Consider the following 13,121-nt stretch of genomic DNA (forward strand, 5'->3'; position numbering starts at 1 on the left):
ATGAACTACATCGGCAAGGAAATGCGCCGCGTCGACGGCTACGCCAAGGTCACCGGCAAGGCGCGCTATGCGGCGGAATTCCAGATCCCGCACCTGGCCCACGGCTACATCCTCACCAGCACCATCGCCAAGGGCCGCATCGTGCGCATCGACACCCGCGCCGCCGAGGCCGCGCCCGGGGTGATCAAGGTGCTGACCCATCTGAATTCGGTCAAGCCGGTGTCCGACGCGGTCAAGAAGAAGGGCGAAGACCTGTCGTTCCGCGCGTTGCTCGACGAGCGCATCCATTTCAGCGCGCAGCCGATCGCGGTGGTGGTCGCCGCCACGTTCGAGCAGGCGCGGCATGCGTCGCGGCTGATCCAGGTGGACTACGCCGCCGAAACCGCGCACACCGATTTCGATGCGTTGCTCGGCCAGGCGCACGATCCGACCCCGGAGGAATCGCCGAAGCCGCGCGGCAACCCGGCCGCCGCGTTCGCCGCCGCACCGGTCAAGGTGGAAGCCGCGTACACGATGCCGATCGAGCACCACAACCCGATGGAACCGCACGGCGGCATCGGCTACTGGATCGGCGACACCCTGACCGTGGTCAACAAGAGCCAGAACGTGCACCAGGACCGCGAGCAGCTGGCCGGTTACTTCGGCCTCCCGCCCGAGCAGGTCAACGTGGTGTCGCTGTTCGTCGGCGGCGCATTCGGCTCGTGCCTGCGCCCGAACTACTACACCTTCCTGCTCGGCGCGGTGTCCAAGGCGGTCGGGCGCCCGGTCAAGATCGTCTACACCCGCCGGCAGATGTTCAGCGGCCATGGCTACCGCCCCTACTACCGGGTGGAACTGGGCCTGGGCGCCGACGCCGCCGGCACGCTGCAGGCGATCCGCTACCGGCACGTGCTCAACACCTCACGCATCGAGGCGTTCAACGAGGCCATCTTCCGCAACGCGCGCTCGCTATACGCCTGCGCCAACGTCGAGGACCGCTTCGAGGTGGTGGAAGCGGACCTGCCGACGCCGCAGGCGATGCGCGCGCCCGGCACCATCAGCCAGATGTTCGGCATCGAATGCGCGCTGGACGAACTGGCCTACGCGCTGAAGATGGACCCGCTGCAGCTGCGCCTGGCCAACTACGCCGAGACCGATCCGGAGACCGGCAAGCCGTTCTCGAGCAAGGCGCTGCGCGAATGCTACCGGCTCGCTGCCGACACCTTCGGTTGGAGCAAGCGCACGCCCGAGCCGCGCTCGATGCGCGACGGCCGCCTGCTGGTCGGCTGGGGCATGGCCACCGGCACCTGGGCGGCGATGCAGATGCCGGCGCTGGCGCGGGTGGTGCTCAAGGCCGACGGCAGCGCCACGGTCGGCAGCGCCACCGCCGACATCGGCCCCGGCACCTACACGGTGATGACCCTGATCGCCGCCGAGTACCTGGGCCTGGACGCCAGGCGCGTGCAGTTCGAACTCGGCGACACGCGCCTGCCGAAGGCGCCGTCGCAGGGCGGCTCGTGGACCACCGCCAGCGTCGGCAGCGCGATCCACGGCGCGGCGCGCGAGATCCGCGGCAAGCTGCTGGACCTGGCCAGGCAGGACGGGCAAGCCGCGTTCGCCGGGCTGGACGTGGATGCGGTGGAACTGGCCGACGGCCAACTGCGCCCGACCGGCAAGCCCGAGGCCGGCCTGGACGTGGCCGAGCTGATGCGCCAGCACGGTCTGCAGGAACTGGACGTGGTGCACGCCTCCAAGCCCTCGGCCGAGCGCAAGAACTACGCCACCGCCGCGCACGGCGCGCAGTTCATCGAGGTCAAGGTCGATCCGGACACCGGCATGGTGCAGGTGACCCGGGTCATCGAGGCCACCGCCTGCGGCAGGATCATCAATCCGCTGACCTCGCACAGCCAGGAGATCGGCGGCGTGGTGATGGGCATCGGCATGGCGCTCAGCGAAGGCACCGAGGTCGACCATCGCTACGGGCGCATGCTCAACGCCTCGCTGGCCGACTACCACGTGCCGGTCAACGCCGACGTGCACCTGATCGAGACCATGTTCGTCGAGGAGGACGACACCATCGTCAACCCGCTCGGGGTCAAGGGCATGGGCGAGCTGGGCATGGTCGGCATTCCAGCGGCGATCGCCAACGCCGTGTTCCATGCCACCGGCAGGCGCATCCGCGACCTGCCGATCACCCCGGACAAGCTGATCGGCTGAGCTTCGCAGTCCCTGCGCTGTGCATCGGTGCGCCGCGCGCAGGCATGCGCGGTGTTCGGTTGCGTGCGCTGGCTGCTACGGATCCAGCCAGCCGCGTTCCACCGCGGCCAGCACGTCCTGCGGCGTATCCAGATCCAATGCCAGCGCCGGGGCGACGATGCAGCCCAGGCTGTCCAGCACCATCGCATCGAACAACCCGCGCAGGCCCTGGTCGCCGCGCAGGGGCAGCTCGCGCCAGCACGCCTGCGCCACCACCGCCGGCATGCCGCGCACGCCGGCGTAGGCGCTGACCGCGCAGCCGGACGCGGCGCGGTAGGCCGCCGCCAGCAGATCCTGCAGGTGCGCCGCGTCCAGCGCCGGCTGGTCGCAGCCGAGCACCAGGCTGTGGGTGATCGACGCATCGTCATGCAGCGCCGTGCGCAGGCAGGCCAGGCTGCCGCCCATGCCGCTGGCCCAGTCCGGATTGATCGCGATTTCCACCGGCAGGCCGTCCAGCAGCGGGCGCAGCGCTTCGGCCTGCGCGCCCAACGCCACCACGCAGCGTACCGGCGACGCCGCCAGCGCCAGCCGCGCGGCGCGGCGCAGCAACGGCTCGCCGTCGCGGGTCAGCGCCTGCTTGGCCTGGCCGAGGCGGCGGCTGGCGCCGGCGGCGAGCACCAGCGCGGCATGCGCGTGGCTCATCGCGCCGCACCGCGTGCGCCGCTGTCGGCGCGCAACGGCGCCAGCGCAGCCGCTGCGGCATCGCCGCCATGCAAGCGGGTCACGCTGCACCGGTTCGGTTCCGGGATGGCGCTGGCTTGCTGCACGTCGCGGATGCCCTGCAATTGCGCGGCGATGCTCAGCGCGATCGCCTCCGCGCCGCTGCCGCCGAGCCGCAGCCCGATCGGCGAATGCAGCCGCGGCAGCAGTTGCGCGTGCTGCTGCGGGCGCAACAGGCGGAACAGGTCCTCGCGCCGGCGCGTCGGCCCCAGCAGGCCCAGGAACGGGATCGTGCTCGCCGCCAGCGCATCCAGCGCCTCGCGGTCCAGTTCGAAGTGATGGTGCATCACCAGCGCCGCCTCGCTGTCGGCGCACTCGGCCAGCGCACGGCTCGGCGTGCAGGCCAGGGCCTGGTCGGCCAGCACGGCCTGCGCCGCCCAGCGCGGACGCTGTTCCACCAGCGTGGTCATCCAGCCCAACTGCCGCAGCAGCGGCAGCAGCACGGCGGTTTCCGGGCCTGCGCCGAACACGCTGACCCGCGGCGGCGGCGGCACCTGCACGGCGCCGCTGCGCGCCGCGGCGCCGTGCCAGGCCTGGCACGGCAGGCGCCACTGCAGCGCCTCGCCGGCCACCGCCGCCGCGACGCGCCCGTCGGCCTGCAGCGCCAGGGCCAGGCCGCCGCGCCGCTGCAGCCAGGCCTGCGCCAGGCGCTCGAACCCGGGCAAGGCGCGCAAGGGCAGCAAGGCCAGGCGCAGGCGACCACGGCAGCCCACCGCCGACCCGGACAGCAGGTCCTCATCGTCGCGCGTGTCGATGTCCATCCACGCCAGCGCGTTGGCCGCGGCCGCCGCCGCCGCGCAACGCGCGATCTCCGGCTCCAGGCAACCGCCGCTGAGCCAGCCCTGCTGCGCGCCGTCGGCGCCGAACAGCGCGAGCGCACCGGCACGCGCATAGGTGGAGCCTTCCGTGTCCATCGGCACCGCCAGCACGGCAGGTGCGCGCTGCCGGCAGGCAACGATGGCCTCGTGGAGACAGTGTCTGGCAGCGGACATGCGGCGGCACAGGCTGGAGAGGGACTCACAGCCTAAGCAGCGGCCTGTGGTGAGCAGGTGACCTGGCCGCGACGAAAGCGCAACGGCGCGCCCGCGCATGCTCGCGGCGCGGCGCGGCAAACCAGCAGGATTATGCAATCGGCAGTGCGCCGCGCCGCGCATCATCTGCACCGCTGCTTTCGACGCAGGAACTGCAATGGACGCTCACACGACGCACACCGACAGCGCCGATCCGATGCGGCGGCGCCTGCTGCTCGGCGCCACCGCGTTGAGCGCCCTGCCCCTGGCGGGCATCGCCGCAGCGGCCCGAAGCGGCCCTTCCCCCACGCCTGCGGCCAGCCCGCACGCCTTTCAGGACACAGCCATGCCACACATCGCCACGCAAGACGGAACCGAAATTTTCTACAAGGACTGGGGCAACGGCCAACCCATCGTGTTCCATCACGGCTGGCCGCTCAGCGCCGACGACTGGGACGCGCAGATGCTGTTCTTCCTCGCCCAGGGCTACCGCGTCATCGCCCACGACCGCCGCGGCCACGGCCGTTCCACGCAGACCGCGACCGGCAACGACATGGACACCTACGCCGCCGACGTGGCCGCGCTGGCCAGGCACCTGGACCTGAAGCACGCCATCCACGTCGGCCATTCCACCGGCGGCGGCGAAGTGGCGCGCTATGTCGCCAGGCACGGCGCCGGCCGCGTGGCCAAGGCGGTGCTGATCGGCGCGGTGCCGCCGATCATGCGCAAGACCGAGCACAACCCGGGCGGCCTGCCGATGGAGGTGTTCGACGGCTTCCGCGCGCAGCTCGCGGCCAACCGCGCGCAGTTCTACCAGGAGGTGCCGGTGCCGTTCTACGGCTACAACCGCGACGGTGCCAAGGTGTCGCAAGGCATCAAGGACAACTGGTGGCGGCAGGGCATGATGGGCGGCGCCAAGGCCCACTACGACTGCATCGAGGCGTTCTCGGAAACCGACTTCAGCGAGGACCTGAAGCAGATCGAGGTGCCGGTGCTGATCCTGCACGGCGACGACGACCAGATCGTGCCGATCGCCGACTCGGCGCTGCTGTCGGCCAAGCTGGTCAGGCACGCCACGCTGAAGGTCTACAAGGGCTACCCGCACGGCATGTGCACCACCCACCCCGACGAGATCAACCAGGACCTGCTGGCCTTCTTCAAGGCCTGATCCGCTTGCCGGCGCAGGCGCGCGCCGCGTCTGCGCCGGCCATCGCGTGGCGACGGCGAACCGCGTCCGCCGCTGCGCGCTGGCCGCGCGCAGCGCCACTGCACCAGCGCTATTGCAGATGAAAGCGCTCGAAGCGCTGCAGCGCCGCATCGATCGCCAACTGCAGCGCAGGCCGCTGCGGCAGCAGCCAGGTCCATTTCTGGATCAGCAGCCTGCCGGCCTGGCGGTCCATCTTCAGGTCCAGCGCGGCGACGATGCGGTCGCCGACCAGCACCGGCAGCGCGAAGTAGCCGAGCACCCGCTGCGGCGCCGGCACGTAGGCCTCGAAGCGGTGTTCGTAGCCGAAGAACTGCTGCAGCCGCTTGCGCTGGATCAGCAGTGGGTCGAACGGCGACAGTAGCTGCGCGAGGGCATCGTCCGGCAGCGGCGGCGCGTGTTCCAGCAGCGCCGGCTCGGCCCACAGCGCGGCCTGCTCCTGTCCCTGCAACTGCACCGGAACCAGGCGCCTGGCGGCGACCGCGGCGGCGATCAGCGCGCGCACCGCGGGCTTGGCGCCAGCGTTGCCGTAGCAGATCGAGTCCACGCCGACGATGCCCTGCGCGCGCAGCGCGCGCTGCAGCAGGTACTGCGCGAACTGCGCGTCGCTGGCCGCACGCGGGCGCCGGGTCCAGCCGAAGTGGCGCGCGGCCAGCTCGTAGGTCTTGAGCATGCCGCTGCGCTGGGCGACCACCAGGTCGCCGCTGAAGAAGCCGTAGCGCAATGCCGCGCGCGACGGCTTGCGGCTACCCCACGGATGGGTCTTCTCGACCAGTACGTCGTCGTCGATGTCGCGGATCGACAATGGCCCGTCGTTGCGGATGCGCCGCAGCAGCCTGGCGTAATCGGCCGGATCGATCTTGCCCGCGGCGTCTGCCTGCGCGCGGTAGCGCGCCATCTGCGCCACGTACATGCGGTAGTCGGCGATCGGCACATAGGCCAGCGCATGCGTCCAGTATTCGAACACCGACTTGTCCTGCGCCTGCGCCTGTTCCAGGTCCTGCTTGCGATACCCGGGGATGCGGCTGTACAGCACGTGGTGGTGGCTGCGCTCGATCACGTGGATGGTGTCGATCTGCACGTAGCCCAGATGCGCGGTCGCGCGCCGCACCGCGTCGGCGCCCGCGCCGAACGGCGCCGGCGTGCTCAGCCGCTGCGCATCGAGCCACAGCGCGCGCGCCCGCGCGGCGGCGATCGGGACGGCGGCGGCAGGGGGTTTCGGCATCGCTGCGGCACTCCGGCAAGCGCAAGGCGACGCACAGCATAGCAACGCCCCCAAAAGACGCGACGCGACGCGCGACGCCGGCCTGGCGCCGAGCGCGGCGCCGGTCAGCCTGGCATTCCGTGCGTGGCGCCCGCCAGCGTTCGCGCGCCGCGCCGGCGCTTGGCCGGTGGCGTGGCGGTGTCGGCCGCGGACGCTGTACCCGGCCGATAGCCGCGCACGAACAACGCCACGGCGCTGTCCACGCTGGCCGCCGCCGGCGGCGGCGCGAACGGCTCGCCGATCAGCAGCGCGTGCAGCGCCGGCGCGCCGGCGATCAAGCCGAAGAACTGCGCCGACGCCTGCATCGCGTCGGACACCGCCAGCGTGCCCTGCCGGGTTTCGACGAGCAGACACTGGCGCATGGCGCGATCGTAGCGCGCGAAGCACAGGTCCCAGTACGTCTCGGTGTGGCGCACGGAGAACTGCGTGGACAGCGCCAACATGCGGTGGATGCCGGTCAGCAGCGGTCCGGTCGCCATCGCCACGATGTCGTGGGCCACCGCCGCCAGCCGCGCCTGCAGCGGCGCGTGCACGCCGAGCAGCGCCTCCCAGCGATCCGGCACCTCGCCGACCATCGCGTCCACGGTGGCCCGGAACAGCGCGTCCTTGCTGGCGAAATGGGCATACACCGTGGCCTTGGACACGCCCGCGCAGGTGGCGATGGCATCCATGTTGGTGCTGTCGAAGCCGTTGCGGGAAAACAGCTGCCGCGCCGCACCCAGGACCGCGGCGTGCTTTTCGCACGTCGCGCCCGGCTCGCCGCGCCGCCGCGCCCGTGCGGGCGCAGGCATCTGCCGCGGCACCGCTAGCGCCCCGTCGAGGCCGTCGCGTCCGCGGACGCGGCCATCTCCACCCAGCCGCCGCCCAGCGCCTTGTAGAAGGTCGCCAGGTTGGTGAAGCGCGACAGCCGCGTGTTGATCAACGTCTGCTCGGCGCTGTACAGCGTGCGCTGCGCATCCAACGCGCCGAGGTAGCTGTCCACGCCGCGCTCGAAGCGCGCCTGCGACAGCCGGTAGCTGTCGGCCGACGCATCCACCAGCGCCTGCTGCGCCTGCAGCTGGCGGCCCAGCGTGGCGCGCTCGGCGAGCGCATCGGAGACCTCGCGGAACGCGGTCTGGATCGCCTTCTCGTAGTTGGCCACGTCGATGTCGCGCTGCACCTTGGCGACATCGAGATTGGCGCGGTTGCGGCCGCCGTCGAAGATCGGCAGCGAAATGCTGGGCGCGAAGCTCCAGCTGCCGGAGCCGCCCTTGAACAGGCCGGACAGGCCGGCGCTGGCGCTGCCGGCCGAGGCGGTCAGGCTGATGCTCGGATAGAACGCGGCGCGCGCGGCGCCGATATTGGCGTTCGCCGCCTGCAGGGTGCGCTCGGCCTCCAGGATGTCCGGGCGGCGCTGCAGCAGTTCCGACGGCAATCCGGCCGGAATGCTGGCCAACACGTTGGCGTCGGCGCTGGCGCTGTCCGGCAGCGCGGTCGGCAGCAGCGCGGCCGGCACGTCGGTGCCGGCCAGCAGGCGCAGCGCATTGCGGTCCTGCGCCACCTGCGCCGTATAGCTCTCTACGTCCACCCGCGCGCTTTCCACCGTGGTCTGCGCCTGCCGCAGGGTCAGCGCCGAGGCCGCGCCGAGTTCGAAACTGCGCTGCTGCAGCCGGTAGCTCTCGCTCTGGCTGGTCAGCGTGTCCTGCGCCAGGCGCAGCAGATCCTGGTCGGCGGCCAGGGTCAGGTAGGCGGTGGCGACCTGCGCGATCAGGCTGATGTGGGTGCTGCGCTGCGCCTCGGTGGTGGACAGGAACTGCTGCAGCGCCTGTTCCTTGAGACTGCGTATGCGGCCGAACAGGTCCAGTTCGTAGGCGCTGATGCCGAGCGTGGCGCTGTAGCTATGCGCGACCAGCGGTTGCCCGGTGCCGGACAGGTCGCCCGGGGTGCGCGAGCCGCTGCCGCTGCCGCCCAGGTCCAGGCTCGGCGCCAGGTCGGCGCGCTGCACCCGGTACTGCGCCCAGGCCTGGTCGATGTTGAGCGCGGCCACGCGCAGGTCGCGGTTATTGTCCAGCGCCAGCGCGATCACCTGCTGCAGCTTGGGATCGGTGAACACCGCGCGCCAGCCGATGTCGGCGACGGCGACGGCGCCGGTCTGCGCGCCGGTGTCGGCAGCGGCGCCGTCGAACTGCGCCGGCACCGGCGCCGCCGGGCGCTCGTAAGCCGGCATCAGGCTGCAGCCGGCGAGCAGTGCGGACACGGTCAGCGCCAGCGGCGCGAGGGTCGGACGGGACATGTCAGGCTCCTTCCGCGACGCGCGCGGCGGACGGGTCGTCGGGGTTGCCGGCACGGCGCTTGAACAGGCCGCACACCAGCACGAAGAACAGCGGCACGAAGAAGATCGCCAGGATCGTGCCCGACAGCATGCCGCCGATCACCGCGGTGCCCAGCGCGTGCTGCGCGCCGGCACCGGCGCCGCTGCCCAGCACCATCGGCATCACGCCGAGGATGAACGCCATCGAGGTCATCAGGATCGGCCGCAGGCGCATGCGCGCCGCTTCCAGCGCCGCCTCCAGCAGGCTCTTGCCGCTCTCGTGCAGTTCGCGGGCGAACTCCACGATCAGGATCGCGTTCTTGCAGGCCAGACCGATCGTGGTCAGCAGACCGACCTGGAAGTACACATCGTTCATCTTCCAGGTCAGCACCGCACCGAGCAGCGCGCCGAACACGCCCAGCGGCACCACCAGGATCACCGCGAACGGAATCGCCCAGCTCTCGTACAGGGCGGCAAGACACAGGAACACGATCAGGATCGACAGCCCGTACAGCATGCCGGTCTGGCCGCTGGACGCCTTCTCCTGCCGCGACAGCCCGGTCCACTCGAAGCCGATGCCCGGCGGCAGCTTGGCTGCCGCGGCCTCGACGATGGCCAGCGCCTGCCCGCTGGAGGCCGCACCCGGCAGCGCCATGCCCAGGATCTCCACCGACGGCACGCTGTTGTAGCGCTCCAGCCGCGGCGAACCGTTGGTCCAGCTGGCCTTGGCGAAGGAACTGAACGCAACCATGGTGCCGGCGCTGTTGCGCACGTACCAGCGGTCGATGTCGTCCGGCAGCATGCGGTACGGCGCATCGGCCTGCAGCATCACCTTCTTGACCCGGCCCTTGTCGATGAAGTCGTTGACGTAGGTGCTGCCCCAGGCGCTGGAGAACGTGCCGTTGATGTCGGCGATCGACAGGCCGAGCGTTTCGGCCTTGTGCGCATCGATGTCCAGCTTGAACTCGGGCGTGTCCTCCTGCCCGTTCGGGCGCACCGCCACCAGCCGCTTGTCCTGCGACAGCTCGGCCAGCAACTGGTTGCGCGCCTGCATCAGCGCGGCGTGGCCGAGATTGGCGCGATCCTGCAGCATCAAGTCGAAGCCGGTGGCGTTGCCCAGTTCCGACACCGCCGGCGGCGCGAACGCGAACACCTTGGCGTCGCGGATGGCGGCGAAGAACGCGCCCGCCCTGGCCGCCACCGCGGTCACGCTCTGGCCCTTGCCGGTGCGCTCGTCCCACGGCCGCAGCTTGACGAAGGCCAGGCCCAGGTTCTGCCCGCTGCCGGCGAAACTGAAGCCGGACACAGCGAACACGCCGGCCACCGAGTCCTTCTGCTCGACCAGGAAATGCTGCTCGACCTGGCGGATCACCGCATCGGTGCGCGCCGCAGTGGCGCCCGGCGGCAACTGCATCAGCACGAACAGCGTGCCCTGGTCCTCGTCCGGCAGGAACCCGACCGGCAGCTTCATGAAGCCGACCACCACCAGCGCCAGCACCACCGCGTAGGCCAGCATGTAGCGCCAGCCCTTGCCCAGCATGTGCCGCACGATGCCCTGGTAGCGGCCGTTGCCGCGATCGAACATGCGGTTGAACCAGCCGAAGAAACCGGTCGTGGCCATGCCGTGCTGCTTGGCCGGCTTGAGCAAGGTGGCGCACAGCGCCGGGGTCAGCACCATCGCCACCAGCACCGACAGGGTCATCGCCGCCACGATGGTGATCGAGAACTGCCGGTAGATCACCCCGGTGGAGCCGCCGAAGAACGCCATCGGCACGAACACCGCCGCCAGCACCAGGGCCACGCCGACCAGCGCGCCGGTGATCTGGCCCATCGACTTGCGCGTGGCCTCCTTGGGCGGCAACCGCTCCTCGTTCATCACCCGCTCGACGTTCTCCACCACCACGATCGCGTCGTCCACCAGCAGGCCGATCGCCAGCACCATCGCGAACATGGTCAGCGTGTTGATGGTGAAGCCGAACACGGCCAGCACGCCGAAGGTGCCCAGCAGCACCACCGGCACGGCGATGGTCGGGATCAGCGTGGCGCGGAAGTTCTGCAGGAACAGGTACATCACCAGGAACACCAGCACCACCGCCTCGATCAAGGTGCGCACCACCTCTTCGATCGAGATGCGCACGAACGGCGTGGTGTCGTACGGCTTTTGCACCTTCATGCCGGGCGGGAAGAACTTCTCCTGCTCGGCGATGCTGGCGTCGATCGCCTTCACCGTGTCCAGCGCGTTGGCGCCGGTGGCGAGCTTGATCGCCAGGCCGGCGGCGGGCTTGCCGTTGTAGCGGCCGACGCTGTTGTAGCTCTCGCTGCCCAGCTCGATCCGGGCCACGTCGCGCAACCGCACCTGCGAGCCATCGGACTGCGTGCGCAGCAGAATGTCCTCGAACTCCGCGGCGGTCTTCAGCCGCGTCTGCGCGGTGATGGTGGCGTTGAGCTGCTGGTTGGCGGCGGCCGGCAGCGCGCCGAGCTGGCCGGCCGAGACCTGCGCGTTCTGCGCCTGGACCGCGGTCTTCACGTCCAGCGGGGTCAGGCTGAAGTTGCTCAGCTTGTTGGGGTCCAGCCAGATCCGCATCGAATACTGCGAACCGAACAGGGTGGTGTCGCCGACGCCCTCGACGCGGCTGATCGTTTCCTGCACGTTGGCCGCAACGTAGTCGGACAGGTCCGAATCGCTCATGCTGCCGTCTTCGGAAGTGAACGCCAGCACGTTGAGGAAGTTGGTCGCCGACTTGGTCACGGTCACGCCCTGCTGCTGCACTTCCTGCGGCAGCAATGGCGTGGCCAGCGACAGCTTGTTCTGCACCTGCACCTGCGCGGTGTCCGGGTCGGTGCCGTTGTCGAAGGTCAGGGTGATGGTGACCTGGCCGCTGGACTCGCTGGTGGAGGCCATGTAGCTCAGGTGGTCCAGGCCCTTCATCTTCTGCTCGATGACCTGGGTGACGGTGTCCTCGAGGGTCTTGGCCGAGGCGCCGGGATAGTTGGCGGTGATCGCCACGGCGGGCGGCGCGATGCTCGGGTATTGCGCGATGGGCAAGGTGACGACGGAGAGGATGCCGGCCAGCATCACGATGATGGCCAGCACCCAGGCGAAGATCGGACGATCGATGAAGAAACGTGCCATGACGGTCTAGCGCCTCAGTTCGCGCGCAGCGCGGACGCGGCGGCGGCCGCAGGAGCCGCGCTCGCGGCCGCCGGCTTCGGCGGCCACGGCACGGTCTTGACCGTCGCCCCGGGCTGCGCCCGCGACAGGCCCTCGACCACCAGCTGCTCGCCGGGCTTGAGCCCGCTGCGCACCAGCCACTGGTCGCCGACCGTGCGATCGGTTTCCAGCACGCGCAGCTGCAGCTTGTGGTCGCGGCCGACCACGTACGCGGTCGGCTTGCCCGCGCCGTTGCGCGACACCGCCCGCTGCGGCACCAGCAGGCCAGCGTCCTTCACCCCCTCCTGCAGCACCGCACGCACATACATGCCGGGCAGCAGGTCCGCGTTCGGATTGGGGAACACCGCGCGCACGGTGATCGAGCCGGTGTTCTGATCGACGGTGACGTCGGAGAACTCCAGCCGCCCCTGCAACGGATACGGGCTGCCGTCCTCCAGCAGCAGCGACACCTTGGCCGCATTCGCATCGGCCTTTTCCAGCTCGCCGCTGGCCAGCGCCCGCTTGAGCCGCAGCAGCGAGGCGCTGGGCTGGGTGACATCGACATAGATCGGATCCAGTTGCTGGATCGTGGCCAGCGCGGTGGACTGACTGGCGGTGACCAGCGCGCCGGCGGTCACGCTGGACTTGCCGATACGCCCGGAAATCGGCGCATCCACCCGCGCATAGGCCAGGTTGATGCGCGCGCTTTCCACGTTGGCCTTGGCCGCGGCGACGTCGGCCTCGGCCTGGCCCAGCGCGGCGTCGGCATCGTCGTTGTCCTGCTTGCTGATCGCCGACACCTTGACCAGTTCGCGGTAGCGCTCGGCCTTCAGCCGCGCCGTGCGCAGCGTGGCCTGGGCCTTGCCCAGCGCGGCGACGTAACTGTCGTAGGTGGCGCGATAGGTGGCCGGATCGATCTGGTACAGCGTCTGCCCGGCCTTGACCTCGCCGCCTTCGCGGAACTTGCGCACCTGGATGATGCCGTTCACCTGCGGCCGCACATCGGCGATCAGGTACGGCAGCGTGCGCCCCGGCAATTCGGTGGTCAGGGCGACCGGCCGCGTGGCGACGGTGACCACGCCCATCTCCGGCGTGCCCTCCTGCGGCGGCGGACCGCCCGGGGGCGAACCGCACGCGCTCAGCAACAAGGTGGCCGCCACGGCCAGGACCATGGCCAGCGATAGACGAGAGGACGACAGGACAGGGCGCACGAGGGAATCTCCGGAGGGAATGCAGGTAGGCTGGAA

The 13,121-nt window shown here is 70.5% G+C and carries 9 protein-coding genes; 2 read left to right on the forward strand and 7 right to left on the reverse strand.

What is annotated here, in order from left to right:
• Positions 1–2,196 (forward strand): xanthine dehydrogenase family protein molybdopterin-binding subunit, encoded by a 2,196-nt coding sequence (locus FZ025_RS21100; RefSeq protein WP_104558289.1) that lies wholly within the window; start codon positions 1–3, stop codon positions 2,194–2,196.
• 75 nt (positions 2,197–2,271) lie between these two features.
• Here the strand turns inward: FZ025_RS21100 and FZ025_RS21105 are convergent, their stop codons facing one another.
• Positions 2,272–2,877 carry a nucleotidyltransferase family protein gene (locus FZ025_RS21105; protein ID WP_046980084.1) on the reverse strand — a complete coding sequence of 202 codons (606 nt, stop codon included), beginning with the start codon at positions 2,875–2,877 and terminating at the stop codon, positions 2,272–2,274.
• Positions 2,874–3,947: an XdhC family protein gene (locus tag FZ025_RS21110; RefSeq protein ID WP_104558290.1), complete on the reverse strand. Its 1,074-nt coding sequence runs from the start codon at positions 3,945–3,947 to the stop codon at positions 2,874–2,876. Before FZ025_RS21110 ends, FZ025_RS21105 begins: the two co-directional genes overlap by 4 nt.
• A gap of 364 nt (positions 3,948–4,311) precedes the next feature.
• Between FZ025_RS21110 and FZ025_RS21115 the strand changes: the two genes are divergently transcribed.
• Positions 4,312–5,133, forward strand: a complete 822-nt coding sequence (locus tag FZ025_RS21115) for an alpha/beta fold hydrolase (protein WP_046980089.1) — start codon at positions 4,312–4,314, stop codon at positions 5,131–5,133.
• A gap of 109 nt (positions 5,134–5,242) precedes the next feature.
• Here the strand turns inward: FZ025_RS21115 and FZ025_RS21120 are convergent, their stop codons facing one another.
• The 5 genes from FZ025_RS21120 to FZ025_RS21140 form a co-directional block, all read right to left on the reverse strand.
• Entirely contained in the window at positions 5,243–6,394 is a 1,152-nt protein-coding gene (locus FZ025_RS21120) for a winged helix-turn-helix domain-containing protein (protein ID WP_046980083.1), read from the reverse strand.
• A 104-nt stretch (positions 6,395–6,498) separates the two neighbouring features.
• Positions 6,499–7,224 (reverse strand): TetR/AcrR family transcriptional regulator, encoded by a 726-nt coding sequence (locus FZ025_RS21125; RefSeq protein ID WP_104558331.1) that lies wholly within the window; start codon positions 7,222–7,224, stop codon positions 6,499–6,501.
• A gap of 14 nt (positions 7,225–7,238) precedes the next feature.
• Positions 7,239–8,705 (reverse strand): AdeC/AdeK/OprM family multidrug efflux complex outer membrane factor, encoded by a 1,467-nt coding sequence (gene adeC, locus FZ025_RS21130; protein ID WP_046980082.1) that lies wholly within the window; start codon positions 8,703–8,705, stop codon positions 7,239–7,241.
• 1 nt (position 8,706) lies between these two features.
• Positions 8,707–11,856, reverse strand: a complete 3,150-nt coding sequence (locus FZ025_RS21135) for an efflux RND transporter permease subunit (protein ID WP_104558291.1) — start codon at positions 11,854–11,856, stop codon at positions 8,707–8,709.
• 14 nt (positions 11,857–11,870) lie between these two features.
• Entirely contained in the window at positions 11,871–13,085 is a 1,215-nt protein-coding gene (locus FZ025_RS21140) for an efflux RND transporter periplasmic adaptor subunit (protein ID WP_046981613.1), read from the reverse strand.
• Positions 13,086–13,121: the final 36 nt, after the last annotated feature.

This window comes from Xanthomonas hyacinthi, assembly GCF_009769165.1.
In the GTDB taxonomy this organism is placed as follows: Bacteria; Pseudomonadota; Gammaproteobacteria; order Xanthomonadales; family Xanthomonadaceae; genus Xanthomonas_A; species Xanthomonas_A hyacinthi.